The organism is Aureimonas sp. AU40 (assembly GCF_001463785.1).
In the GTDB taxonomy this organism is placed as follows: Bacteria; Pseudomonadota; Alphaproteobacteria; order Rhizobiales; family Rhizobiaceae; genus Aureimonas.
On sequence record NZ_BBWL01000005.1, the window covers coordinates 93,618 to 119,896 of the forward strand.

Genomic DNA, 26,279 nt, shown 5'->3' on the forward strand with positions numbered 1-26,279 from the left:
GGGGACTTCATCGCGAATGCTCGCCGATGCCGCCGGCATCGACTGCGCCTCGCTCCTCGTCCTCGGCCGAACATCCCTCGACCATCCTCCGCCCAGAGGTTTTGTGAGGCGCTCTAAATCGACTTAGCCCCGGCGGCGCGCCGGGGCGAGGTCGAGTTCGCGCTGGAGCGAGGCGGCGGCGTCCCGGTAGGGCTCCTGACGCTCGACGTTCCAGTAGCGCAGCAGATCGAGCGGGATCGCCTCGCCCGTCACCGCGCAGCGCACGAAGGCGCCGGGGCGCACCACCTCGAAATCGCCGTCGCCATAATGCAGCTTGGCTTCGCCGCCGCTGTCCATCCGGTTCATCATGCTCGTGTCCATTTGTCCGTGGCCGGCATGGCCGGCGTCTTGAGAGACTGTTTGACAACTTGGCGGCTGAGGGCCGTCGAGTGATTTTTTGCCGTTCGCGAGGCGCCAAACGCAGTCGATGCCAGCGGCATCGGCGAGGATTGGCAACGATGAGACGGCAGAAAAGCGCCGACGGACCGACCCGACCGAGTTGTCGAACAGTCTCTGAACCCTGTGTTCGGCCGAGAGGCCCTTGATGTCAACGCCGCCCGAACAGGCGTTCGATGTCGGCGAGCTTCAGTTCGATGAAGGTCGGGCGACCGTGGTTGCACTGGCCGGAGCCCGGCGTGCGCTCCATCTGGCGCAGAAGCGCGTTCATCTCGGCCGGCTGAAGCCGGCGGCCCGAGCGCACCGAGCCGTGGCAGGCCATGGTCGCCGCCACATGGTCGATCCGCGCCTTAAGGCCCACCTGACCGCCCTCGAACAATTCGTCGGCGAGATCGCGCACGAGCGCCTTGGCATCCACCTCGCCCAGGATCGCGGGCGTGCCGCGCACCATCACCGCGCCGGGGCCGAAGCGCTCCAGGATGAGGCCGAAACGCGACAGCGTCTCGGCTTCCTCGCCAAGGCGCTCCGCCTCGCTTTCCGTGCAGTCCACGATGTCGGGGATCAGCAGCATCTGCGCGGGGATGGCGTCGGTATGCAGTGCCTCCTTCAGCGCTTCGTAGACCAGCCGCTCATGCGCGGCGTGCTGGTCCACGATCACCAGACTGTCCTGCGTTTCCGAGACGATGAAGGCCTTGTCGATCTGGGCGCGCGCCGCCCCTAGCGGAAACTCGGCGCCGGCCGGTGCGGGGGCCTGCTCGGCCTCGCGCACGGGCCGCGCGGCCGGCTCGAAGCCCGCCATGCGCGGCGCGGGCTCGCGCACGGAGGGCGTCTCCAGCGGGCGGAAGAAATTCGTCGCCGCCTCGAAAGGCGTGTCCCCCCGCTCGCGAAAGCCCCCCGTGCGCCGACCGAGAACGGCGGACGCGCCGCGCTCGCTCGCCGCCATCGCACCGGGCGCCGCTGGGCCGGAAAAGGGCGGGGGTGCGGGCTCGCTAGGCGCGCCCATGCCGCCTGGACGAAACCGCGCCATCAGCCCCTCGGCGCCTTCGGTCGAGGCGCGAAGGCTCATGCCGCCGAGCGCCTGGCGAATGGCGCCGACGATGAGCCCACGCACCAAAGCCGGGTCGCGAAAGCGCACGTCGGCCTTGGCCGGGTGGACGTTCACGTCCACGTCGCGCGGATCAACGTCGAAGAATAGGACGCAGACGGGGTAGCGATCGCGCGGCACGAAATCGACATAGGCGCCACGAATGGCCGAGAGGATCATCTTGTCGCGCACCGGCCGCCCGTTCACATAGGCATATTGGTGCTGCGCATTGCCGCGATGATAGGTCGGCAGCCCTGCCCAGCCGGTGAGCCGCACGCCCTCGCGAACGGCGTCGAGCGCCACGGCATTGTCGAGAAATTCCGGCCCTACGATCTGCCCGACGCGCGCTTCCGGCGTGCCGGCGGCGAGTACCGTCTCGGCCCGGTCCTCGCCCGCAAGCTCGAAGCGCACGGCGGGAAAGGCGATGGCGATGCGCCGCACCGTCTCGGTGATCGCGGCGGCCTCGGCTCGGTCGGTCTTCAAAAATTTCAGCCGTGCGGGCACGGAGTGGAAGAGATCGCGCACCTCGACCATCGTCCCGGCCGAGAGCGCGGCCGGGCGCGGCCCGTCCTGCGCGCCATTGTCGACGCGAATTTCGTGCGCGCCCTCCGCGCCGCGTGCGCGCGAGCGCAAGGTAAGGCGGGCGACCGATCCGATCGAGGGCAGCGCCTCGCCGCGAAAGCCGAGCGTATCGATGCCTTCCAACCCGCCCGCCATCTTGGAGGTGCAATGGCGGCGGATGGCGAGCGGCAGTTCGGCGGCGGGGATGCCGCCTCCGTCGTCGGTGATGCGAAGCAGGCTCTTGCCGCCGCCGGCGGTGACGATCTCGACCCGGCGCGCGCCCGCGTCCAGCGCGTTTTCCACCAGTTCCTTCACGACGCTCGCCGGCCGCTCCACCACTTCGCCGGCGGCGATCTGGTCGATAAGCGTTTCGGGCAGGAGCTGGATGGGCATGGAGGGCGGTCTTCCCTGGCAGGAGCCTATCCGATGTAAGGGCTTGGCCGGCCTCGTGCAAATCCGCCCGCGCCCTATCCCCGGCTTTGCGAGGCAAGCGACCGCCCAATCCTAGCGCGGGCCGAACGATTTCCCGCACTCTTCACCGAACGCACTGGCCTCTTTCAGCAGAGCTTCAGGGCGTTCTCAGCCCTCGCGCAGGATTGCGATGGCGCGGGCGCCGAGCTCGAACACGCCGCCGAGCGGGCGCGGCTCGGCGTCCGGTCGGTCGCTCGTCAGCTCCAGCCAGAGGCTGCGCCCTTCCTTCGGCTCGGGCGGCCGGATCGAGAGGGGCTCAAAGCCCCGGTTGATATAGATCAGCGCCGCCTCGCGCTCGCCGGCCATGCGAAGGGCCAGCAGCGTGCGGCCGGCATCCGCCCAGTCGTCCGGCCCCATCTCGCCGCCATCGGCGCGCAGCCAGCGCGCGTCCGGCTCTCCCGCGACGCTCTCGCCCGTCAGGAAGCGGTCGCGCGACAGCGGCTCCAGCGCGCGGCGCAGGCGCTGGAGCCGGCCGGTGAAGGCAATGAGCGCGTCGTCGGCGTCCGCCCAGTCGATCCAGAAGATCTCGTTGTCCTGCGCATAGGCGTTGTTGTTGCCGCCCTGCGTGCGGCCCAACTCGTCGCCGGCGACGATCATCGGATTGCCGCGCGCCACGAACAGGGTCGCGAGCAACGCGCGCGCGTCGCGCCGGCGGCGCTCGGTGATGGCGGGGTCCTGCGTCGCGCCTTCCCATCCATTGTTCCAGGAATGGTTGTCACCGTGGCCGTCGCGGTTTCCCTCGCCGTTGGCCTCGTTGTGCTTCTGCTCGTAGCTCACGACGTCGCGCAGCGTGAACCCGTCATGGGCGGTGATGAAGTTGACGCCGTCGGACGCGCTTCTGCCGGGCCGGTCGAACAGGTCGGGCGAGCCCGACAGGCGCGTCGCCAGCGCCGACACCGTTCCCGCATCGCCGCGCCAGAAGCGGCGCACGTCGTCCCTGAACCGGTCCTGCCATTCCAGGAAGGGTGGCGGAAAGGCGCCGACCTGATAGCCGCCGGGGCCGATGTCCCAGGGCTCCGCGACATGGACGCGGTCCTTCAACACGGGATCGGCGGCGATCCTCTGGAGGAGCGACGCGTCGGGCCGGAAGCCCTCGGGCGTGCGGCCGAGCACCGTGCCGAGATCGTAGCGGAACCCGTCCACCCCGCCGACCTCGACCCAGCGCTTCAGGGCCTCCAGCGCCATGTCGGCCACCGGCTTGCGCCAGAGTGCGAACGTGTTGCCCGTACCGGTGTCGTTGACGAGCTGGTCGGGATCATCGGGCGCTGCGGCGTAATAGGTGCGGTTGTCCAGCCCGCGATAGGAGAAGGTCGGGCCGAACCGGTCGCTTTCGCCGGAATGGTTCAGCACCACGTCGAGCAGCACGCGGATGCCGCGCGCATGCAGCGCCTCCACCACACGCCGCGCCTCGGCCCAGCCGCCTGGCACGAGGCGCGGGTCGGGTGCGCCGTGGGCGACGGTGTTGTAGCCCCAGGCATTGGTGAGGCCGAGGGCGACGAGGTGGCGCTCGTCGATGGCCGATGCCAGCGGCATCAGCTCCACCGTCTCGACGCCGAGCCGTACGAGATGGTCGAGCGAGGCGGGCTCGGCGAGCGCGCCTAACGTGCCGCGGAGATTCAGCGGCAGGTCGACGCGGCGCTGCGAGAAGGCGCGAACGGGCAGTTCGTAGGTGAAGCCCGGCTTGGCGAAGGGGAGGGGGGCGGCGTCGCGCCGAAGGTCCTCCACCACCGCGCGCGGCACGAAGGGCGTCGTGTCGAGCCCGCGCGTGGGCGGGGCGGCCAGCGCGCCGTGATACAGAAACGGCCGATCGAGCCGGGAGGCATAGGGATCGACCAGCAGCTTCGATGCATCGAACCTATGGCCCTGCTCGGGGGCGTAGGGGCCGTGGGCGCGCAGGCCATAAAGCGCGCCGACGGCAAGCCCCGGCACGAAGCCGAAATGGACGCCCTCCGGCGTGCGGCCGGGAAGGATCAGGCGTTCACGCTCCTGCACGCCGCCGGGCTCGAACAGGCAAAGCTCGATCCGCTCGGCATGGGCGGAGAAGACGGCGAAATGGACGCCGTCCGCCGCGACGCTCGCGCCCAGCCGCTCCGGCGCGCCGCGCTCCACACTGATGCTCGCCAAGGGCCTCTCCTTCGATCCCGCAGTGGCCCGGTCAGGCTCCGCCCTGCCATGCGCGCACGGCATCCAGCGGGTAGAGAAGCATGAGGACGTTCAAGGTCAGGTTATCGCGGATGAGGAAACCGGTCAGCAGTTCGAATCCGAGCGCGATCAAGACCGTCAGCCAGATCGGCAGGCGCGCGGCGAAGAGAAAGCCGGCGATCATGAAACCGATGTCCGACACCGAATTGATGACGCTGTCGCCGAAGTAGTCGAGCGAGATGGTGGTCTCGCGATAATGGCGAATGATAGCGTCGGTGTTCTCCACGATTTCCCAGGCCGCTTCCACGATCGTGGCCAGCACCAGCCTTCGGCCGATCGGCCAGCGCCGGGCGACGAGCCAGAGCGCCCCGTAGAACAGGAAGCCGTGGATGAGATGGGAGGGCGAGTACCAGTCGGACAGATGCTGCGAGTTCTCCGAACTCACCACTGTGCCGTGCCAGAGCTTGACGTATCCGCATTCGCAGATCGGCACCCGGCCCATGAGGAGCAGGGTCGTGGCGGCAAGCGCCACGACCCCGAGAGTGAGCGCCCAGTGGACGGGGCGAATCGCCCGCCAACCGGAGCGGATGGGCGAGGAAGCGAGCGTGCTCACGTGCGAACGTCGGGTTCCGTGCGGCCCGTGCGCTTGGTGATCTCGCCGATCGCGTCGGCCGTGCGCACCAGCTCGCCCAACGCTTCCTCGATCGAGAGATCATGCTTGGCCGCGTCGGGCTCGAAACGCTCGATATAGACGCGGAGCGTCGCGCCCACTGTGCCCGTGCCCGACAGGCGGAAGACGATGCGTGAGCCGCCGGAGAAGACGATGCGCACGCCCTGGCCGGTCGAGACCGAGCCGTCGATCGGATCCTTGTAGGAGAAGTCGTCGGCTTCCGAGACGACGAGCGTGCCGAAGCGCTGGCCGGCCATGGAGGCGAGGCGATCGCGCAGGCTCTCCATCAGCCCTTCCGCAGCGGTCTTGTCGACCTCCTCGTAGTCGTGGCGCTGGTAGTAGTTGCGCCCGAACTCGGCCCAGTGGCCCTTGACGATCTCGGCCACCGATTCCTTGCGCACGGCGAGAATGTTCAGCCAGAGCAGCACCGCCCAGAGGCCGTCCTTCTCGCGTACGTGGTCGGAGCCGGTGCCGGCGCTCTCCTCGCCGCAGATCGTCACCTTGCCGGCGTCGAGCAGATTGCCGAAGAACTTCCAGCCGGTCGGCGTCTCGTAGATGCCGATGCCGCGCTTCTTGGCGACGCGGTCGGCCGCGCCACTGGTCGGCATGGAGCGGGCGATACCGGCGATGCCACGGGCATAGCCCGGCGCCAGATGCGCGTTGGCGGCGAGCACGGCGAGCGAGTCGGAGGGCGTGACCACGATGCCCCGACCGAGAATCATGTTGCGATCACCGTCGCCATCCGACGCCGCGCCGAAGTCCGGCGCGGTGGGGCCGAGCAGGAGATCGACCAGCGGGGCGGCCCAGACCACGTTGGGATCGGGATGGCCGCCGCCGAAATCTTCGGACGGCACGCCGTTCATCACCGTACCCTCCGGGCTTCCGAGCCGGCGCTCCAGGATTTCCTTGGCATAGGGACCGGTCACGGCGTGCATGGCGTCGAAGCGCAGCGTCAGCCCGCCCTTGATCGCCTCGCGAATGGCGCCGAAGTCGAACAGCGTTTCCATCAGCGCCGCATAGTCGGCGACGGGATCGACGATCTCGACCTCGGTTTCGCCCAGGCGCGAAGTGCCGACGACGGAAAGGTCCGGCGCGTCCTCCTCCACTATCTTGTATTCGGTGATCTCGCGCGTGCGCTTGTAGATCGCGTCGGTCACGCCCTCGGGGGCGGGGCCGCCGTTGGAGATGTTGTACTTGATGCCGAAATCGCCGTCCGGCCCGCCCGGATTGTGCGAGGCGGACAGGATGATACCGCCGGCGGCCTTGCGCTGGCGGATCAGGTTCGAGGCGGCGGGGGTCGAGAGCAGGCCGTTCTGGCCGACCACGACCTTGGCGACACCGTTGGCCGCCGCCATGCGGATCGCTTTGCGCACCACTTCGGCGTTGAAGAAGCGTCCGTCGCCGCCGATCACCAGCGAAGCGCCCGCCGGGCGCTCCGTCGCGTCGAAGATCGCCTGCAGGAAGTTCTCGGCATAGTGGGGCTGCTGGAAGTGCGGCACCTTCTTGCGCAGGCCGGACGTGCCGGGCTTCTGGTCGAGATAGGGCGTCGTCGCGACGGTGCGGATCATCGGGGGCTTTCCTCGGAGAGGCTCGAATAGAGATCGGCATAGCGCCGGGCGCTGGCCGTCCAGGACACGTCGCCCGCCATGGCGGAGCGCTGCAGATCGCGCCAGAGCGACGGGTCGGCGTAAAGGCGGGTGAGGCGGGTGATGCCGTCGAGCAGAGCCTCGCGCGTGACGGGCGCGAAGATGACGCCGGTCGCAACGCCTGCCGCGAGCGCTGCGAAATTCGCGTCGATCACCGTATCGGCCAGGCCGCCGACGCGGCTGACGACAGGCAGGCAGCCATAGCGCAGGGCATAAAGCTGCGTCAGCCCGCAGGGCTCGAAGCGCGAGGGCACGAGCAGCGCATCGGCGCCGGCCTGGACGCGGTGCGAGAGCAACTCGTCATAGCCGATGCGCACGCCGACACGGCCCGAATGGCGCGCCGCGCCGCTGAGAAACGCCCCTTCCAGGAGGCGGTCGCCCGAGCCGACCACGACCAGCCGGCAACCGGCGACCACGACGTCGTCCACCGCCTCGGCCAGAAGGTCGAGCCCCTTTTGCCAAGTCAGGCGGCTGACCACGGCGAGGATGGGCGTCTCGTCTTCGTCCAGCGCGAACTCGGTTTCCAGCGCGCGCTTGTTGATGGCGCGGCGGAACAGCTCGTCGCGGGTGAAGGTCGCGGCGATGTTGGGATCGGCGGCGGGGTCCCAGACATCGATGTCGATGCCGTTGACGATACCGGTCAGCCGGTCCGCCCGGCCGCGCAGAAGCCCGTCGAGCCCCATGCCGCCGGCCGGCTGGAGGATCTCGTCGGCATAGTTCGGGCTGACGGTGGTGATGCGGTCGGCCGCGCGAAGGCCGCCCTTGAGATAGCCGACCGAGCCGTAATACTCGACGCCGTCGATGCCCCAGGCGCTGTCCGGCAGGCCGAGCTCGGAAAAGATCGTCTGCGGAAAGGCGCCCTGAAAGGCGAGATTGTGGATGGTGAGGACGGTGCGTGGGCGCCCCGCGCCCGCCGCCTCGAGATAGACCGGGGCGAGCGCGGCCTGCCAATCGTGAGCATGGACGATGTCGGGCCGATAGCCCGGCACGAGGCCGAGGCCGACCTCGGCCGCCGCCTTGCAGAGCGCGGCGAAGCGCGCCCAATTGTCGGGATGGTCGTAGCCGTTCGGCCCGACATAGGGGCCGCCCGGCCGATTGTAGAGATGCGGCGCGTCGAGCAGCAGGAGGTCGAGCCCGGCTTTCTCAGTGGCGAGAATGCGCGCCGGCCCGCCGAACAGATCGGCGATCTCGGCGACGCTCACGGCCTCGCCGATCTCGGCGAGGATGCTGGGATAGGCCGGGAGAAGCGTGCGCACCTCGATGCCCAGAGGCCCCAGCGCGAGCGGCAAGGCGCCCGTGACGTCCGCAAGCCCGCCGGTCTTCACCAGGGGGAAGACTTCCGATGCAACGGAAAGGACGGATGTCATCTGTAGTTGAGCCGTTCGATCATCGGCCTGGTGACGAGACAAACGCCGCTCGACGTGCGGCGGAAGCGCTGGGCGTCGAGTTCGGGGTCCTCGCCGATGACGAGCCCGTCCGGAATATGGACGCCGCGATCCACCACCGCCTTGGTGATGCGCACGCCGCGCCCAATATGGCAACCCGGCAGGACCACCGCTTCGTCCAGCTTGGAATAGCTGTTCTGGCGAACGCCCGTGAACAGGAGCGAGCGGTGCAGCGTGCCACCCGAAATGATGCAGTCGCCCGAGACGAGCGAGGAGATCGCCATGCCACGGCGCCCTTCCTCGTCATGCACGAACTTGGCTGGCGGGGTGACGTCGGCATAGGTCCAGATCGGCCAGTCGCGGTCGTAGATATCGAGCTGTGGCACCACGTCGGTCAGGTCGATATTGGCCTGCCAATAGGCGTCCACCGTTCCGACGTCGCGCCAGTACGAGCCGTATTCGGCGGCCGAGCGCACGACCGACGTGTTGAACGAGTGTGCCCAGGCCGTGCCGTGCTTGACGATATGGGGGATGATGTCCTTGCCGAAGTCGCGGCTCGACTTCGGGTCGGCCGCGTCGCGCCGCAGCTGGTCGGCGAGGAAGGCCGTGTTGAAGACGTAGATGCCCATGGACGCCAGCGCCGTATCGGGCCGGCCGGGAATGGCCGGGGGATCGGCAGGCTTCTCGATGAAGTCGGTGATCTGGCCCTTTTCGTCGACATGCATGACGCCGAAACCGACCGCTTCCATTCGCGGGACTTCGAGACAGCCGACGGTCACGTCGGAGCCCGTGTCCACATGCTGCTGGAGCATGATCTCGTAGTCCATCTTGTAGATGTGGTCGCCCGCCAGGATGATGATGTACTTAGGGGCGTAGGCCTCGATGATGTCGATGTTCTGGTACACGGCGTCGGCCGTGCCGGCATACCATTGGTCTTCCGACACGCGCTGCGAGGCGGGGAGGACGTCGAAGCTCTCGTTGCGGCCCGGGCGCAGGAAGTTCCACCCCCGGTGGAGATGCCGGATCAGCGAGTGGGCCTTGTACTGGGTCGCGACGCCGATGCGGCGGATGCCCGAGTTCACCGCGTTCGACAGGGCGAAGTCGATGATGCGGGACTTGCCGCCGAAATAGACGGCGGGCTTGGCCCGGTCGTCCGTCAGTTCCATCAGACGCGAACCGCGACCGCCGGCCAAAACATAGGCCATTGTATCGCGCGCGATCGGTGCCACTCGCCGGCTGTCGGCCATCCCGTTCTCTCCCCCAAGGATCGCTGCGTGTCCGGCTCAGCCGGCGATCCCCCGCAGTTTTCTATATCGATCTTCCCGTATCAACATAGCGTGTGGCACCAGACCTTCCAGCAAGGGGAAAGCGGTGCCCACACGTTTTTTCGCCGCGATCCTGTCGCGGCGAAAAAGACGTGGGAAGGGGAGGGCGCTTAGGCCCCCTTCGGGCCGGCGCGCCAGATGTCGTGCGCGTACTCGTCGATCGATCGGTCGGAGGAGAACCAGGCCATCCGGGCTGTGTTGCGAACCGCGATCGCGTCCCACTTGGCGCGGTCCTTCCAGACCATGTCGAGCTGGCGCTGCGTGTCCCAATAGGCGCGGAAGTCGGCCGCGATCATCCACCAGTCGCGGTCGCGGATGGAGTTCATCAGATTGGCGTATCGGTTCGGATCGTCCTGGCTGAAGACGCCGGCCGAGATGGAGTCGATCGCCGAGCGCAGCATGGGCTGCTTGTCGATGACGCTCTGGCCGCGATGGTCCTCGGCGCGCATCCGGGCGACTTCGTCGGCCTTGAGGCCGAAGATGAAGATGTTGTCTTCGCCCAAGTGCTCCAGCATCTCGACATTGGCGCCGTCGAGCGTGCCGATCGTCAGGGCGCCGTTCAGCGCGAACTTCATGTTGCCCGTGCCGGAGGCTTCCAGACCGGCGGTGGAGATCTGCTCCGACACGTCCGCCGCCGGCATGATGATCTCGGCCAAACTCACATTGTAGTTCGGGATGAAGACGACCTTCAGAAGGCCGCGCACGGTCGGGTCGGAATTGATGACCCGCGCCACATCGCCGGCCAGATGGATGATCTCCTTGGCCTGGACGTAGGAAGGCGCCGCCTTGCCGGCGAAGATCTTCACGCGCGGGGTCCAGTCGAGATGGGGCAGCGAGCGGATCTGCTCGTAGAGCGCCACCGTCTCCAGGATGTTGAGAAGCTGGCGCTTGTACTCGTGGATGCGCTTGACCTGGATGTCGAAGATCGCGTCGGGATCGAGATGGATCGCCAGACGCTCCTCCACGAGGCGGGCGAGGCGCGTCTTGTTGTGACGCTTCACAGCCGCGAAGCGTTCACGGAAACCGGCATCCTCGGAATGCGGGTCGAGCTTGATGAGTTCGCCGATCTCGTCCTTGAAGCGCGGGCCGATCGTCTCCTCGATCAGCTTGGTCAGGCCCGGATTGGCCTCGAACAGCCAGCGGCGGGGCGTCACGCCATTGGTCTTGTTCTCGATGCGCGTGGGGTAGACCTTATGAAGATCGCGGAACACCGTCTCCTTCATCAGCTCGGTGTGCAGTGCCGAAACGCCGTTCACCGCATGACTGCCGACGAAGGCGAGCTGGCCCATGCGCACGCGCCGGCCGTTGTTCTCGTCGATCAGCGAGATCGCCGAGATGGTGGCGCCGTCGAGTTCCTTTCCGGTCGTCGCCTCGCGCAGGACCTCGGCGTTGATCTGGTAGATGATCTGCATCTGGCGCGGCAGCAGGCGCTCGAAGAGATGGATCGGCCAGGTTTCCAGCGCTTCGGGCAGAAGCGTGTGGTTGGTGTAGCTGAACGTGTCGCGCGTCACCTTCCAGGCCGCGTCCCACTCCATGCCGTGAACGTCCACGAGGAGGCGCATCAGCTCGGCCACCGAGACGGCCGGATGCGTGTCGTTAAGCTGGATCGCCACCTTGTCGGCAAGGTTGGTCAGGTCGTCATGCTGCGCGAGATGGCGGCGGATGATGTCCTGCAGCGAGGCGGAGGAAAAGAAATATTCCTGGCGCAGGCGCAGCTCCTGGCCGGCCTGGTGCGAATCGGCGGGATAGAGGACGCGGGTGATCGCCTCCGCCTTGTTGGATTCCAGCAGCGCGCCGATATGGTCGCCCGCGTTGAACGCGTCGAGCAGAATCGGGTCGAGCGACTGCGCGCTCCACAGGCGCAGCGTGTTCACATGCTGGCCGCGCCAGCCGACGACCGGCGTGTCGTAGGCGACGGCGAGCACGCGCTCGGCCGGGCGCCAGACGAAGCGCGGCTTGCCGTTCTCGTCGATCGAGGAGACCTTGCCGCCGAAGCCGATCTCGTAGGAGCTTTCGCGTCGCTCGAACTCCCAAGGATTGCCGTGCTTCAGCCAGGTCTCGGGCAGCTCGACCTGCGCGCCGTCGACCACTTCCTGGCGGAAGAAGCCGTGGACATAGCGGATGCCGTAGCCGAAACCGGGAACGCCCGTGGTCGCCATGGATTCCATGAAGCAGGCGGCGAGGCGGCCGAGGCCGCCGTTTCCGAGGGCTGCGTCCGGCTCCAGAAGCTCCACGAGGTCGAGATCGACATCGTAGCGCGCCAGCGCCTCGCGCACCGGCTCGGTGAGGTTCAGGTTGCTGATCGCGTCGCGCAGAAGGCGGCCGATCAGAAACTCCATCGAGAGATAGCAGACGCGCTTGTCCTGCCGCTCATAGGTGCGGATCGTGGAATCGAACCAATTGTCGATGATGCGATCGCGCACAACGAGGGTCGTGGCCTCCAGCCAGTCGTGCAGGCGCGCGGCCTTCACGGTCTTGCCGATGGAATAGGTCAGCTTCTCGACGATCTCGGTGGCGATCGTGTCGGCGTCGTTGAGGCGCGGTTCGGGCTTCTCGGCGGCCGGGGAGCGCGCGATGGGGCTGGCAGGCGTCATCGTGTTCAGCTCCTGAGTGCGGCGATCGCGGCCACGAGGCCGGCGGTCGAAGAATCGCGCGATTGGGCGGATTGGGTTCCTTGGATGACCGGGAGGAGGCCGGTGGCCAGCTCCTTGCCGAGTTCGACGCCCCATTGATCGAAGGCGTTGATGCCGAAAAGCTGCGCCTCGACGAAGACACGGTGCTCGTAGAGCGCCACGAGGCGACCGAAGGCGAAGGGCGTCAGCTTGTCGTAGAGGATGGTAATCGAAGGCCGGTCGCCGGAAAACTCACGGTGGGGGGCGATCTGCTCGGCTTCCTCGGGCGAGCGCCCGGCCTTGAGCAGTTGCTCGCGCGCTTCCTCCAGAGTGCGGCCCTTCATCAGCGCTTCCGACTGGGCGAGGCAGTTAGCCAGCAGCAGGTCCTGGTGGACGCGCATGGCCGGGTCGCTCTCGTGCGGGTTGGCGCCGACGATGAACTCCACCGGCACGATGTCCGTGCCCTGGTGCAGGAGCTGGAAGAAGGCGTGCTGGCCATTGGTGCCGGGCTCGCCCCAGACCACGGGGCCGGTGGCGGTCGGCGTGCGCAGCCCGTCGAGGCCGACATGCTTGCCGTTGGACTCCATATCGAGCTGCTGGAGGTAGGCAGGCAGGCGCGCGAGGCGCTGGTCGTAGGGGATGATGGCGCGCGAGGGATGGTTCTGCGCCACGCGGTGCCACCAGCCGGCAAGTCCGAGCAGGATCGGCAGGTTCTCGCCGGCCGGAGCCGACTTAAAGTGCCGGTCGAGATCGCGCGCCCCGTCGAGGAACTGGCGGAAATGATCCGGGCCAATCGCGATCATCAGCGGCAGGCCGATCGCCGACCAGACGGAATAGCGTCCGCCCACCCAATCCCAGAAGCCGAAGGTGCGATCCGCGCCGATGCCGAAAGCCGAGACCTTATCGAGCGCGGTGGAGACGGCGCAGAAATGCGCGCCCACTGCCGCTTCGCCCAGCGCGCCGGCGATGAAGCGGCGCGCGGTCTGCGCGTTGGTCATGGTCTCGATCGTGGTGAAGGTCTTGGAGGCCACGATGAAGAGCGTGGTCTCGGGATCGACCAACGCCAGCGTGTCCGCCATATGCGCGCCGTCGATGTTCGAGACGAAATGCGTGCGCGGGCCGTCATGGTAGGGCGACAGGGCGATCGCGGCCATGACGGGGCCGAGATCCGAGCCGCCGATGCCGATATTGACGATGTCGGTGATCGGCTTGCCCGTGGCGCCGGCAATCGAGCCGTCGCGAATGCCGGAGGCAAAGCGCGCCATGGCCTGGAGAACCTCCTCCACGGCGGCGCCGACGCTTTCGCCGTCGGCCTTGAACCCGTCCTCTTCGTGGGCGCGCAGCGCGACATGCAGCACGGAGCGGTTCTCGGTCGTGTTGATGCGCGCGCCGGCATACATGGCGTCGCGCCGGGCCTCGACGCCGACCACGCCGGCATAGGCGATCAGCGCGGAGAGATCGTCCGGCGAAAGCGCGCATTTGGACAGGTCGAGCAGCAGATCGTCATGGCGGAAAGAGAGGTGGGCGAAGCGCTGGGCATCGCCCGCGAAGAGCGCCCGAATGCCGGTTGTCAGCGCTTGCGAGCCGCGCTCCTTGAGCTGGTCGAGGGTGATGTCGGCAAGGGGCTGTTCGTTCACGCTGATCGATCCGTCGCTGTGCCGGGCTCGTGAGGCGAGTCCGGCGGGTCTGAAGGTCTGTCGGGAGATAGACCAAACGGACGGGAAGCAAACCGGCCCGCTCCATCCGGGTCAAGTCCCAGGGCATCCATGCGTTCGATGCATGTCTAGCACGGCGAGTCTTTCGAATTTACATCAAAGTCCGGGAACGCAGGGGCGACAGCTGGCAAATCGCTTTTCCGTGAGGCTGAGACAGGCGGGGCCATGCGGTCGGACCCACCCATAAAAAAAGCCGCCCGGAGGGGCGGCTCGGCTTTCACGATTGCGGCGAATGCGATGGACAGAATGAGGTGGTCAGGTCCCGAGGCCCGCCAGACGTTCGATCGCGCTGTCGAGCTCATGGTCCATCGTGTGGATGCCGTCGGCGCGATTGTGCTCGGCGACGCGGCGCTTCCACTCTTCGAGGATCGAGCGCTTTTCGCCGCCATGCAGCCCGGCGTCTTCCACAACGGCCATGGGCGAGGCGTAGCTCTTGCCGTCGTCGCGATCGAACTTGGCGTATTTCAGGGACTCTGTGCTCATGTCTTACGCTCCTTCGGCGAGCGGGCGGCCGGCTTCATCGGCCGGCCGTCCCTCTTATCCCCGTCAAACGCATGGAGCCGCGAATTGTTGCGGGCGCGGATGCAGGCCAGTGGGCCTCAATATTCCTTCTCGTAGAAGATGCCGACCTCGCCGCCACCGCCCGCCGTCACCGCGCCGCGCGCCTTGATGTCGGCCCCGAGATCAAGGTCGATCGAGACGCGGCCCGTGGAATCCACGCCGACATAGGTGTTCTCGTTGAGGTAGCGCCCGACGCCGACGGCCGCCTGACCGTCCGCCGTGGTGCGCACGTCGATGTCGTCCACGCCCAGCTGCGAGCGCAGATTGTCGAGAAGCCCGGTGGACCCGCCGACGCCGGCGAGCTGCGCCGCCGCGCTGGCGAGCTGGGCGATCTGGACAGGCGACAGGTCCGAGGTGCCCTGGCCGAAGATCAGCCGCGCCAGAACCTCGTCCTGCGGCAGGGCAGGGGAGGAGGAGAAGGCGAAGCTCGGGCTCGCGGCGGGGCCGGTGATCGCGACATAGACCGTCACCTCGCCCGTGTCGGAGGAGGCCAGGAGATCCAGCGTCGGCACGAGATTACCGTCGAAGGTCAACGTCGCGCGCTCGAAGTTCAGGCGCCGCGACAGAAGTTGGAAGCGGCCGCGCCGCAGCTCGAAGGCGCCGGCGATGCCAAGATTCGACACCGGGCCGGTGATACGGATCGTGCCGCCAAGCTCGAGATCCAACCCCCGGCCGCGCACGAAGACGCGGTTCGGCGCGTTCAGCGTGACGTTGAGGCTGATGCCGGCCGAACTCGTGGTGCCGCCCGAACCCGACTTGGGGTCGATCTCGCGCAGCTGCTGCAGGACGGGCGGCGGCGTGTTGCGCCGCTTGAGGTCGATGCGCGCGACCGAGGTCGGCAGATTGTCGGGAACGAGGATCGCGATCTCGGACGCGTCGATCGTGCCGGCCAGAACCGCCGCGCCCGTCAACGGTCCTTGCAGCGTCAGCCCGGCATTGAGGCGAACGGTGACGAGTTCGCCATCGCTGTAGCGCCCGTCCTGCACGCGGATGGCGAGGTCGGCCGGGAAGCCGGCGCCAAGGCCGATCGTGCCGGAGACCGACACCGTGCCGCCGCCGCCGAGCTGCGCGGTAACGCCCTGCAGTGTCGCCGTCTGGCCGTTCAGCGCGACCGTCGCGTTGATGCCGTTCACTGCCAGATTGGCGCCGGTGTCGACGAAGCTCGCCCCGGCGGTGGAGACCGTGCCGACCACGTTCGGGTTGGCGGCGGTTCCGGTCACCGTGGCGTTGATGCGCGCCGTTCCCTGAACCGAGCGGCCGTTCTCGGCCAGGATGCGGTTGGCGAGCGAGAGCGGCGCCGTGCCGTCGAGGCGAAGGTCGAAACTCGGCGTGCCCGCGACATTGACCGAGCCGTTGGCGGCGAACTGGAGGCCCGAGCCCGACAGGGTCGAGTCCAGCGTCACGCGATTGTCGGCGAACTGGCCGTTGGCGGCGATGGCGAGCGAGCCAACGCCCGCGTCCCGCGTCGGTTGCACGGAGAAGCCGGCGAGCGACAGGTCGTATTGAACCTGGGGCGCCGCGATCGTGCCGCCCGCGCGCACCCTGCCGTTGAGCGTGCCCTGGGGGCCGAGATCGGGCGCGGCGGCGGCCGCGATCGAGGCCGGGATGTTGACGAGCTGAACGTCGAGATCGAGCCGTTCGCCCACCGTACCCGTCGCCTCCAAGCGGCCGGAGCCGAGCGTGATGCGAGCGGCGCGAAGGCTCGCGCTGCCATTGGCGAAGGTTCCGGCGGCGACCGCGTCGATCGGCGGCGCTCCGGCCTGGCGCGTCTGCGCCACGGAGACGGCGTCGGCGCGCAGGTCGAACTCGGCATTGGGAGCCGAGAGCGAGCCGGTGGCCCGGGCGGTGCCCGAGAGTGTGCCGCGCGCGTCGAGGTCGGGCCTTGCGGCGTTGGCGAGCGCCACAGGCAGCCGGTCGAGCGTCAGCGATAGGTCGAGGGCGCGGCCGACCGTGCCGGACAGGTCGAGCGAGCCGTCGCCCACATCGATCCGCCCGCGTTCGAAGCGCGCCGTGCCGTCGGCATAGGTGCCGGCGACGTCCAGCGCCAGCGGGCGCACGCCGGACTGGCGCAGCGGCGCGGCGGTGAGATCCCGGCCGGTAAGCTGGAAGCGCGCGTCGGGATTGCTGATCGAGCCGGTTGCGGTGGCCGTGCCGTTGAGCGTGCCGGAAGCGCCGAGGCCGGGGCGCACGCCGTTGGCGAGCGCGGCCGGGAAATCGACGAGCTGAAGCTGGAGATCGAGGGCACGGCCGACGCTGCCGGTCGCCTCCAGTCGGCCGGAGCCGACATCGACCCGCGCTGTCTCGATCCGAACGGTCGCGGCGCGATAGGTACCGGACACGTCCAGCGACAGGGGCTGCACGCCCGCGCGGCGCACCTCGGCGGCGGTGATGCCCGCGCCCGCCACGTCGAAGGTGACGGCCGGGTTCTGGAGCGAGCCGGTGGCCCGGGCCGTGCCGTTCAACAGGCCTCCGGCGTCGAGGCCGGAAACGAAGCCGTTGGCGAGCGCGACCGGAATGTCCACGAGGCGCAGGTCGAGATCGAGCGACTGACCCACAGTGCCCGTCGCGGTGACGGAGCCTTGGCCGAGCGTGACGCGGGCGGTTCGCAGCGTCGCGGTTCCGTCGCGATACTGGCCCGCGAGGGCGGCATCGACCGCGTCGATCTTGGCTGCGCGGGTCTGGCTGGTGCGAACGCCGGCCGCGCGCAGGTCGAAGTCGAGATCGGGGGCGTTTGCAAGACCGCCGACCTTCAGCGTGCCGTCCAGCGTGCCCGAGGCATCTAGCCCGGCGACGAAGGGATTGGCCAGAGCCAGCGGCAGGCGTTCCAGGGCGAGATCGAGATCGAGCCTGTCCGCCAGCGAGCCGGAGGCGGTGAGCGAGCCGGAGCCGACATCGAAGCGCAGCGTGCCGAGCGTGGTGCGAACCGAGCCGAGCGTCACCGTCGCGGGCTCGCGGAGCGCCAGCCGCGCGTTCGGAATGTCGGCGGTGAGGGTGCGAAGCTGCACCACCGTGCCGGCGTCGGTGAAGGCGACATCGCCGCTGAAACGGGTCGGCACGCCGTTGAGGGACGTTCGTGCGTTGATCGCGGTCGCGTCGTTGACGGTCTCCAGCGTCGCGTCGAGATTCTCGATGCGCTGGCCGCCGGCCTGCAGCGTGGCGGCACGAATCGTCCCCGCCGCCAGCGGTGCCTGGAGGAAATTCTGAATGCGCAGGTCGATCCGGGCGTTGGCGAGCCTGTTCGAGCCCACCGTGACGCCTCCCGAGGTCAGGTCCACGTCGGCGACCGGCGTACCACCATTGCCGAGCGCGAAGGCGAGGCGGCCGCGCAGATCGCCCGAGCCGGTCTGGCCGGCCAGCGCTAGAAGAGTGGAAGCGTCTGGCACATCGACCGCGAGATCGCCCGAGGGGCGGTTCTGGCCGTCCAGCGACAGCGTGCCGGACAGGTTGTTGCGGCCTTGGCGCAGCAGGAGGTTGCGGAGCGAGCGCACCGAGCCTTCGGTGGCGAGGTCCGCCGTCAGTGCCAGCGGCGCGTCGTTGTAGGTGCCGTTGACGGCGATCGTGCCGCTCGGCGCGTCAGCCGCGAACGTGCCGTCGATCCGCGCGTCGAGCGCCTGAAGCCGCCGCCCGGCGACCTCCAGATTCTCAGCGTTCGCCGTCAGCTTCACCTCCGGCGCGCTCAAGGTACCGGCGGCATTGAGCGTGAAATTGGCCTTGCCCTTCAGCGCCTGGTCGGCAACCCCAGCCTGATCGAGGCGGCCAGTAATGGCGGCGGCAAGTGTCTCGCCCGTCAGGCTGGCCGAGCCGGCAATCTCCAGCGCGTCGCCATCCACAACGAGACTGCTGACGCCGAGGCTTCCATCGGCGGCGCGGCGCGCCTGACCGTTGATCGCCACCCGCTGGCCGACATAGGGCACGGCTTCGCGCGAAAGCGCCGCCGTTTCGAAGCTGGAGCGGATGTCGAGAAGGAAGGTCGAAAAGTTCAGCGCGGCCTGACCGCTCAACGCGAGATCGGCCGCGCCGGTGGTGAGCGTGGCGCGGTTGAAGCTGAGGCCGTCGCTGGTGAGCGCGCCATCTGCGTCGAGCGCGATCGGCCCTTCCAGAATGCGCGAGGCGACTAGGGCGACCTGGGAATTCTGAGTGTTCGAGACGGTGGCGTTGCGCGCGTCGACCTTGAGCAGAAGGGGGCCGACGAGATTGTTGAGGTCGAAGGCGGAGGAGCGCGCCGTTGCGCTGACCTCGTTCAGGACATAGGTCTCGAAGCCGGCGGTGCGGGCCTTGACGGCGAGATCGATCCCAGCGGCGGAGAAGGCGCCGGTGAGCTTGGCGTCGAGCGAGGCGATTTCCAGTGCCGTGCGAGCGCCCTGCGAGCCGAAGGCAAGCGGGATCGGATCGCCCGATCCCGTGCGCAGCGCGAGCGTCAGATCGTTGGCGGAGCCGCTGCGGTCGAGCGTGCCCTGGGCGGTGAGGTCAAGCGGGCCGGACTGGAGGCGCCCAGCGTCGATCACGATCGCGCCGTCGTTGCGCAGGAGGACATTGGCGTTGAGCGCAAGGTCCTGGCCAACCGAGCCGAGATAGGCCTCCGGCACGAAAGGCTGCGTCAGAGCGGTGAGCGTCGCCGAGACGCGCCGTCCGTCCGCGCCGGTCTGCGTCGTCGCCTGCAGCGTTGCGGCGCGCTCGGTGCCGAGGTCCAGCGTGCCGTTGGCGGCGAAATTGTCGAAGGGGCCGGAGCCCTGGATGCTGAGCGCGACGGGCGGGGCGCCCGGCAGTTTCAGGAGGCTCGCAACAAGGCCGCCCGCCGGCTCGCTGGCTGTCACGTTCAGTTCCAGCCGGTTGGCCCCCGGCTGGAAGCCGATCTTCAGCGCGATGTCGCCGCCCTGGTCAAGCCGGCGGATCGCGGCCTGCAGGTCGAGCTGCGCCGGGTCGGCGGCGAGCGTCAGCCCGGCTTCCGCCGAAAGGCGCGCGGGAACGCCGGCCACGGCCTCGCCCAGCACGAATTCGTTGATCGCGATGCGGCCGATATTGGCGGTAATGCTCGGCAGCGAGAAGCCGCCCGAGGAAGCTTCGGTCGTCTGCGTCGATGCGCGGGGCAGGCGGTCGAGCCGGATCGAGCCGGCCGAAAGGTTCTGGATCTCGACATTCTTGCGCACCAGCGCCAACGGCGACCAGTCCAGCGCGAGGTCGCGCGCCGTCAGCCAGACGCCGTCGCGGTCCGACACCGTGACCTCCTCGATCCGCACATTGCCGCTGAGCGCGCCCGAGAGGCCCTGGATCTTCACCTGCCTGTCCTCGGTGGACAGGAGGTTTTCCAGCTGGCCGGCGAGGAACTGCGCCTTGGCGGGCTGCGTCGCGGCGAGCGATGCGAAGACGCAGGCGACCAGCACGAAGGCCCCGCGCAGGCGGGCCAGACGGGCGAGAAGGAGGCGGTCGAGAAGGAGGTGCATCGTCATCATCAGAAGGCCTGTCCGATGCCGGCATAAATCTGGAAGTCGCTGTCGCGCGGGCCGGGGTCGAGCGGCACACCGACATCGACGCGGATCGGGCCGAAGCTCGTCATGTAGCGCGCGCCGACGCCCGCGCCGATCTTCAGCTTGCTGAAATCGGGGGCGAAATCGTCGCCCACCGCGCCCGCGTCCACGAAGGGCACGACCTGGATATTGTCCGTCACCTTGAAGCGCAGCTCGGCCGAAGCCTCGAACACCGACAGGCCGCCGATCGGCGTATCGACGAAGCGCGCATTGGTGCCGGGCAGCGCGAAGCCGGGGTAGTAGGGTCCGATGGACTGGAACACGTAACCGCGCACCGAGCCGCCGCCGCCGGCGTAGAAGCGCCGGTCGTTCGGCACGTCTTCGAGATCGGCGCCCGCCACGATGCCGTAGCCGACCCGCCCGGCCAGCACGAAGCGGCTTTCCTGATCGAAGGAGAGATAGGCCGAAGCGTCGGCCCGCGCCTTGACGAAGGGCACTGAGTTCTCGAACTCGTAGGTCGGCTCGGCCGAGAGCGACGCGAGGAAGCCCTTGGTCGGGTTCAACTTGTTGTCGCGCGTGTCGAACGTGTAGGTCACCGGCACGGAGGCCAGGAGAAACTCCTCGTCGGAAACGAGATAGTCGGTGATGGTCTCGTACTCCGCCTTCACGGCGACGGTCAGCCGCTGCCGGTCGTCGATCGAATATTCCACCCCGTTGGACACGGCGATGGAACTGCGGTCGTAGGCCAGGGGCTGCTCGGTCAGCGCGGTGATCGAGCCGACATAGACGGAGTCGGGGCCCAGCACGCCCGGCTTCTTGAAGGTTGCGCCCAGCTTGTAGTCGAAGCCGTCGAGCTCGCGGCCGGTGGTGCTGATCGTGTCGGCGCCGATGCGCGAGACCGCGCCTTCGAGGCGCAGGCTCTCGGCCCGGCCGAACAGGTTGCGATGCTCCCAATAGGCGTTCACGCCGCCGCCTTCGGTGTTGGAGAAGGTGGCGCCCGCGCCGAAGACGCGTAGCTTGCGCTCGGCCACCGTCACCTGCACGGGCAGCGTGCCGTCGTCCACCTGCGCGTCGCCGGCCTTGACCGAGACCGTGGAGAACACGCCGAGATCGACGAGGCGCTTGCGCGCCTTTTCCAGCGTCGCGGTGGAGAAGGTCGAGCCCGGTTCGATGCCCGCCATGAAGGCGACGAAGCCCGGCTCCATGCGCTGCGTTCCGGTGACGTAGGTCTGGCCGAAGGGCACTGGGGGACCGGGCGAAACGGTGAGGTCGATGTCGATCCGATTGGTCGCGCTGTCGGCCACGATGTTGCGGGCCGTCACGGCGACGAAGGGCCGGCCCTCGTTGCGCAGGTCCGTCAGAAGCCGGGCCTCGGAGGCGAGGATGCGGGTGGAATCGGCCGATGCGCCGGGGGCGAGGTCGTAGGGCGCGGCGTCCACCGGAACGCCGTTGGCGGTGATGCGCACGGTGCCCAGCGTGAAGAGAGGGCCGGGCTCGACGGTGATCTCAACCGGCACGGGGCGCGAGGTGTCGAAAGTGGCGTCGGGCGCAAGGTCGGCGATGTCGCGCCCCTCGATGCGGATCGTGACGAGGCCGTCGTAGCGGGAATTCTCGTAGAGCGTGGCGACGAGGCGGCGCCGGTCGTTGCGCGCCTTGGCCAGCAGCCCGAGCGAGCCCGACACGGCCTCCTTCTCGTCGGCCACCAGCGAGGAGGCCTTGGTGAGCGTCTTCTCCAGCCCGTCCACGTCCTGCGTCACGTTGAGCGTCGCGGTGTAGCGCACGGGATCGGGCAGGTCGCTCGGCGTCTCCTCGCGGCTGCCGAAAAGGTTGAACGGGTCGAGAAACTTCGGCAGCGCGTCGGCCGGGGCCGGCGCGCTCACGAGCCCGAGGCCAAAGGCCATGGCGGGCAGGCCGAAGGCCGTCCCGGCCCAACGCTTCAATCCTGACATCAACGCGAAACGCTCTCTTTGCCGGACGTCATCGGGGCGGGGACAAGAGGACCGGCGCGCCGTGGCGCTTCCCGGATGATCTCCGCTGCGATGGCCGCCCCAGCCGTCGCTCCCCCGTGCTTCCTCTCAAAATGCCGGTCCGGGCTGAAATAACAACCGCGCGACGACGGCCTGCGCCGATTCCCCGAACCTTTTGTGGGACTTGCGCCACACATTGTTAACGCCGCCGCGCCCGGCTCCTTAACAACGGCCAAGGAAGTGGGTCCTATCGCCGCAGGTGTGTCTCGCCGGCGTCTGGAACGGTTCCAGAAATCGCTTGCCGAGGGCCGCCAGCCGGGGCAGTCTCCGCTCAGCCGAACGGCCGAGAACGGCGCGGGAGACAGGCGACTGTCTCGAACGCGCGCCGGCCGCAGGGCGTCCGTTCGGACGCTCCCCGGCACGTGTTCTCGGGAGGAACGGATGACCGAAATTTCTGTGGTGGTGAACGGCCGCAAGATGCAGGGCCAGGCGGAGGATCGCGTTCTTCTCGTCCAGTTCCTGCGCGACACGCTCGGGCTCACCGGCACCCATGTCGGCTGCGACACGTCGCAATGCGGCGCCTGCATCGTGCATGTCGACGGGCGCGCGGTGAAATCCTGCACCATGCTGGCCGTGCAGGCCGAGGGCTGCGAGATCACCACGATCGAGGGCATCGCCAAGGGGCAGGAGCTGCACCCAGTCCAGGCCGCGTTCCGCGAGCATCACGGGCTCCAGTGCGGCTACTGCACGCCGGGCATGATCATGACCGCCGTGGACATGATCCGCCGCCATGACGGCGTTCTCGACGAGAAGACCGTGCGCGACGAGCTGGACGGCAATATCTGCCGCTGCACCGGCTACCACAACATCGTGAAGGCGGTTCTGGCCGCCGCCGAGACCATGCGCGCCGCGCCCACTGAGCAGCGCATCGCCGCCGAGTAGGCCGCCCGGCCCCTTTCGGGCCGCCGCCGCACCAGCAGCATTCATCACGGGGCGCCCCGATGCGCCGGCCTCGCGCGCATCCCGCCGGCCCCCGATTGGCATTTCGGGAGGATGAGACATGGGTATCGAAGGGTTCGGCGCGCGGGTGCTGCGCAAGGAGGACCGCCGCTTCATCACGGGCCGGGGGCGCTACACCGACGACATGGTGGTGCCCGGCATGAAGTTCGCCGCCTTCGTGCGCTCGCCGCACGCCCATGCGCGCATCAAGAGCATCGATGCCGAGGCCGTGCGCGAGATGCCCGGTGTCATCGACATCCTGTCCGGCGATCAGCTGAAGGCCGACGGGATCGGCAATCTCATTTGCGGCTGGGCCGTCTCGTCCAAGGACGGCTCGCCCATGAAGATGGGCGAATGGCCGGCGCTGGCGGTGGGCACGGTGCGCCATGTCGGGCAGGCCGTGGCCGTGGTGGTGGCCGACACCAAGCTCCAGGCGCGCGACGCGGCGGAAGCCGTGGCGGTGGACTACGAGGTGCTGGACGCCGTGGTGGAAGGGCCGTCGGCGCTGGCAGACGGCGCGCCGCAGATCCACCCGGAGGCGCCGAACAATCTCTGCTTCGACTGGGAGCTCGGCGACCAGAGCGCCACGGAGGCCGCCTTCGCGCGCGCCGCTCACGTGACGCGGCTCGACATCGTGAACAACCGGCTGGTGCCCAACGCCATGGAGCCGCGCGCCGCGCTTGGCGTCTACGATCCGGCGGACGACCATTACACGGTCTGGACCACCTCGCAGAACCCGCATGTCGCCCGGCTCGTCATGAGCGCCTTCTACAACGTGGCGCCCGAGCACAAGCTGCGCGTCATCGCGCCCGATGTCGGCGGCGGCTTCGGCTCCAAGATCTACATCTACCCCGAGGAGATCGTCTGCCTCTGGGCGTCCAAGCGCACCGGCGTTCCCGTGAAATGGACCTCGGACCGCTCCGAAGCCTTCCTCACCGACGCGCACGGGCGCGACCACCACACACATGTGGAAATGGCGATCGATGCCGATCACAAGGTGATCGGCCTCCGGGTCGGGACGGTCGCCAATCTCGGCGCCTATATGTCGCTGTTTTCGTCCGCGACCCCGACCTATCTCTACGCCACGCTCCTGTCGGGCCAGTACGAGATCCCCGCGATCTACGCCAATGTGAAGGCGGTCTACACCAACACCGTGCCGGTGGACGCCTATCGCGGCGCCGGCCGGCCCGAGGCGACCTACGTGATCGAGCGCACGATGGAGACGGCGGCGCGCGAGCTGGGCCTTTCGCCCGACGAATTCCGCCGCCGGAACTTCATTCAGTCATTCCCTCATCAGACGCCCGTCATCATGAACTACGACACGGGCGACTTTCCCGCGACGCTCGATGCCGCGCAGAAGGCGGCCGATGTCGCCGGCTTCGAAGCGCGCCGGGCCGAGGCGAAGACGCGCGGCAAGCTGCGGGGCCTGGGCTATAGCTGCTACATCGAGGCCTGCGGCATCGCGCCGTCCAAGGCGGTGGGCTCGCTCGGCGCGGGCGTCGGGTTGTGGGAATCGGCCGAGGTGCGGGTCAATCCGGTCGGCACGATCGAGATCCTGACCGGCTCGCACAGCCACGGCCAGGGTCACGAGACGACCTTCGCCCAGCTCGTGTCCGAGCGCTTCGGCCTGCCGCTCGACAATGTGCAGGTGATCCATGGCGACACGGACAAGGTGCAGTTCGGCATGGGCACCTACGGCTCGCGCTCGGGCGCCGTCGGCATGTCGGCCATCGCCAAGGCCTTGGACAAGGTGGAGCTGAAGGCCAAGAAGATCGCCGCCCATCTCCTGGAAGCCTCCGACGACGACATCGTCATCGAGAACGGCGAGGTGAAGGTGGCGGGCACCGACCGAAAGCTCGCCTGGCATGAAGTCGCGCTCGGCGCCTATACCGGCCACAACCTGCCGGACGGGATGGAGCCGGGCCTCAAGGAGGGCGCCTTCTACGACCCGCAGAACTTCACCTTCCCGGCCGGCTGCTACATCTGCGAGGTCGAGGTGGATGCCGAAACCGGCAAGACCGAGATCGTGCAGTTCGTCGCCGCCGACGATTTCGGCCGCATCGTCAATCCGATGATCGTCGAGGGGCAGGTTCATGGCGGCCTGGCGCAGGGCATCGGCCAGGCTCTGCTGGAAGGCGTGCACTACGACGAGTCGGGCCAGCTGGTGACGGCGAGCTACAATGACTACGCCATGCCCCGCGCCTGGGACCTGCCGATGTTCGAGGTGCTGACCACCGAGACGCCCTGCACCACCAATCCGCTCGGCATCAAGGGCTGCGGCGAGGCGGGGGCGATCGGCTCGCCGCCGGCCGTCATCAACGCCATCACGGACGCGATCGGCACCAACGAGCTGTCGATGCCCGCGACGCCCGAGAAGGTCTGGCGCGCGCTGCGCTCAGTCGGCGCGGCGCTCTGAAGGGGGAGGGAAGAGCCATGTACGAGACCCAATACAGCCGCGCGAACTCTCTGGCCGAGGCCGCCCAGCTTCTCGCCCAGGGCGGCGAGGAAGCCAAGTATCTCGGCGGCGGCATGACGCTGATCCCGACCATGAAGGCGCGGCTCGCCGCCCCGTCCGCGCTGATCGACCTTCGCCATGTGCCGGAGATGAAGGGCATCACGGTGGAGGGCCGCCATGTGCGGATCGGCGGCGGCGTCACCCATTTCGAGGTGGCGACCTCGCGCGCCATCGAGGCGGTGGCGCCGGGCTTCACCGAACTCGCCAATCTGATCGGCGATCCCGCTGTGCGCCACATGGGCACGATCGGCGGCGTCGTCGCCAATTTCGATCCGGCGGCGGACTATCCCGCCGCGCTCCTGGCGCTGGGCGGCACGATCGAGACCGACCGGGGCGAATATGGCGCGGACGAGTTCTTCCTCGGCCTGTTCGAAACGGCGCTGAGCGAGGGCGGGATCGTCAAGGCCGTCCGCTTCGAGGCGCCGGACGCTTCGGCCTACGAGAAGTTTCGAAATCCCGCCTCGCGCTATGCCATGTGCGGGGTCTACGTCTCCCGGCGCGGCGGCGATGCGCGCGTCGCCGTTACCGGCGCGGGCTCCAACGGCGCCTTCCGCTGGAAAGCGGCGGAAGCGGCCCTCTCGGCCCGCTTCGAGCCGGAGGCGGTGGACGGGCTCACCGTGCCGGAAGGCGACATGATCGGCGATCTTCACGGCTCGTCGGAATATCGCGCGGCGCTGGTTCCCGTCGTCACCAAGCGGGCGGTGCGCAAGGCGCGCTGACCCATCC

General features: G+C 68.4%; 15 protein-coding genes. 3 read left to right on the forward strand and 12 right to left on the reverse strand.

Annotation, left to right across the window (positions count from 1 at the left end; translation table 11 throughout):
• Positions 1 to 123: 123 nt before the first annotated feature.
• The 12 genes from AUL32_RS02445 to AUL32_RS02500 form a co-directional block, all read right to left on the reverse strand.
• Positions 124 to 348: a DUF2093 domain-containing protein gene (locus AUL32_RS02445; RefSeq protein WP_062111474.1), complete on the reverse strand. Its 225-nt coding sequence runs from the start codon at positions 346 to 348 to the stop codon at positions 124 to 126.
• 238 nt (positions 349 to 586) lie between these two features.
• Entirely contained in the window at positions 587 to 2,473 is a 1,887-nt protein-coding gene (gene mutL / locus AUL32_RS02450; RefSeq protein WP_062111437.1) for a DNA mismatch repair endonuclease MutL, read from the reverse strand.
• A gap of 186 nt (positions 2,474 to 2,659) precedes the next feature.
• Entirely contained in the window at positions 2,660 to 4,675 is a 2,016-nt protein-coding gene (gene glgX, locus AUL32_RS02455; RefSeq protein ID WP_062111440.1) for a glycogen debranching protein GlgX, read from the reverse strand.
• Between the two features lie 31 nt (positions 4,676 to 4,706).
• On the reverse strand, positions 4,707 to 5,306 hold the full coding sequence (locus AUL32_RS02460) for a DUF2585 domain-containing protein (protein WP_082659085.1): 600 nt from the start codon (positions 5,304 to 5,306) through the stop codon (positions 4,707 to 4,709).
• Positions 5,303 to 6,931, reverse strand: coding sequence for an alpha-D-glucose phosphate-specific phosphoglucomutase (locus AUL32_RS02465; protein WP_062111443.1), 1,629 nt, complete (start codon positions 6,929 to 6,931; stop codon positions 5,303 to 5,305). Before AUL32_RS02465 ends, AUL32_RS02460 begins: the two co-directional genes overlap by 4 nt.
• Positions 6,928 to 8,376, reverse strand: a complete 1,449-nt coding sequence (glgA, locus tag AUL32_RS02470) for a glycogen synthase GlgA (RefSeq protein ID WP_062111445.1) — start codon at positions 8,374 to 8,376, stop codon at positions 6,928 to 6,930. Before glgA ends, AUL32_RS02465 begins: the two co-directional genes overlap by 4 nt.
• The gene (glgC, locus tag AUL32_RS02475; protein ID WP_061974612.1) at positions 8,373 to 9,641 is read right to left on the reverse strand and encodes a glucose-1-phosphate adenylyltransferase; all 1,269 of its coding nucleotides are present in this window, start codon (positions 9,639 to 9,641) and stop codon (positions 8,373 to 8,375) included. Before glgC ends, glgA begins: the two co-directional genes overlap by 4 nt.
• A 188-nt stretch (positions 9,642 to 9,829) precedes the next feature.
• Positions 9,830 to 12,322, reverse strand: a complete 2,493-nt coding sequence (locus AUL32_RS02480; RefSeq protein ID WP_082659175.1) for a glycogen/starch/alpha-glucan phosphorylase — start codon at positions 12,320 to 12,322, stop codon at positions 9,830 to 9,832.
• A complete protein-coding gene (gene pgi, locus AUL32_RS02485; RefSeq protein WP_156421295.1) occupies positions 12,319 to 13,968 on the reverse strand; it encodes a glucose-6-phosphate isomerase in 1,650 nt (549 codons plus the stop codon). Before pgi ends, AUL32_RS02480 begins: the two co-directional genes overlap by 4 nt.
• A 333-nt stretch (positions 13,969 to 14,301) precedes the next feature.
• A complete protein-coding gene (locus tag AUL32_RS02490; protein ID WP_062111451.1) occupies positions 14,302 to 14,529 on the reverse strand; it encodes a hypothetical protein in 228 nt (75 codons plus the stop codon).
• Between the two features lie 116 nt (positions 14,530 to 14,645).
• Positions 14,646 to 20,057: a translocation/assembly module TamB domain-containing protein gene (locus AUL32_RS02495; protein ID WP_062111453.1), complete on the reverse strand. Its 5,412-nt coding sequence runs from the start codon at positions 20,055 to 20,057 to the stop codon at positions 14,646 to 14,648.
• Entirely contained in the window at positions 20,057 to 22,021 is a 1,965-nt protein-coding gene (locus AUL32_RS02500) for an autotransporter assembly complex protein TamA (RefSeq protein ID WP_244497614.1), read from the reverse strand. The genes AUL32_RS02495 and AUL32_RS02500 overlap by 1 nt, the downstream gene beginning before the upstream one ends.
• Before the next feature lie 459 nt (positions 22,022 to 22,480).
• On the opposite strand from AUL32_RS02500, the gene AUL32_RS02505 reads away from it, so the two are divergent.
• The 3 genes from AUL32_RS02505 (at position 22,481) to AUL32_RS02515 (ending at position 26,272) form a co-directional block, all read left to right on the forward strand.
• Positions 22,481 to 22,981, forward strand: coding sequence for a (2Fe-2S)-binding protein (locus AUL32_RS02505; RefSeq protein ID WP_061974623.1), 501 nt, complete (start codon positions 22,481 to 22,483; stop codon positions 22,979 to 22,981).
• A 118-nt stretch (positions 22,982 to 23,099) separates the two neighbouring features.
• The gene (locus AUL32_RS02510) at positions 23,100 to 25,454 is read left to right on the forward strand and encodes a xanthine dehydrogenase family protein molybdopterin-binding subunit (protein WP_062111457.1); all 2,355 of its coding nucleotides are present in this window, start codon (positions 23,100 to 23,102) and stop codon (positions 25,452 to 25,454) included.
• Between the two features lie 17 nt (positions 25,455 to 25,471).
• The gene (locus tag AUL32_RS02515; RefSeq protein ID WP_062111459.1) at positions 25,472 to 26,272 is read left to right on the forward strand and encodes an FAD binding domain-containing protein; all 801 of its coding nucleotides are present in this window, start codon (positions 25,472 to 25,474) and stop codon (positions 26,270 to 26,272) included.
• Positions 26,273 to 26,279 lie beyond the last annotated feature (7 nt).

What these genes read in the sequence shown, in the direction of transcription:
- AUL32_RS02515 (WP_062111459.1), top strand. Translation starts at nt 25,472, where the DNA reads ATGTACGAGACCCAATACAGCCGCGCGAACTCTCTGGCCGAGGCCGCC.
- glgA (WP_062111445.1), bottom strand. Translation starts at nt 8,376, where the DNA reads ATGACATCCGTCCTTTCCGTTGCATCGGAAGTCTTCCCCCTGGTGAAG.
- AUL32_RS02495 (WP_062111453.1), bottom strand. Translation starts at nt 20,057, where the DNA reads ATGATGACGATGCACCTCCTTCTCGACCGCCTCCTTCTCGCCCGTCTG.
- mutL (WP_062111437.1), bottom strand. Translation starts at nt 2,473, where the DNA reads ATGCCCATCCAGCTCCTGCCCGAAACGCTTATCGACCAGATCGCCGCC.
- AUL32_RS02500 (WP_244497614.1), bottom strand. Translation starts at nt 22,021, where the DNA reads ATGTCAGGATTGAAGCGTTGGGCCGGGACGGCCTTCGGCCTGCCCGCC.
- AUL32_RS02510 (WP_062111457.1), top strand. Translation starts at nt 23,100, where the DNA reads ATGGGTATCGAAGGGTTCGGCGCGCGGGTGCTGCGCAAGGAGGACCGC.
- glgC (WP_061974612.1), bottom strand. Translation starts at nt 9,641, where the DNA reads ATGGCCGACAGCCGGCGAGTGGCACCGATCGCGCGCGATACAATGGCC.
- AUL32_RS02445 (WP_062111474.1), bottom strand. Translation starts at nt 348, where the DNA reads ATGATGAACCGGATGGACAGCGGCGGCGAAGCCAAGCTGCATTATGGC.
- AUL32_RS02505 (WP_061974623.1), top strand. Translation starts at nt 22,481, where the DNA reads ATGACCGAAATTTCTGTGGTGGTGAACGGCCGCAAGATGCAGGGCCAG.
- AUL32_RS02490 (WP_062111451.1), bottom strand. Translation starts at nt 14,529, where the DNA reads ATGAGCACAGAGTCCCTGAAATACGCCAAGTTCGATCGCGACGACGGC.
- AUL32_RS02465 (WP_062111443.1), bottom strand. Translation starts at nt 6,931, where the DNA reads ATGATCCGCACCGTCGCGACGACGCCCTATCTCGACCAGAAGCCCGGC.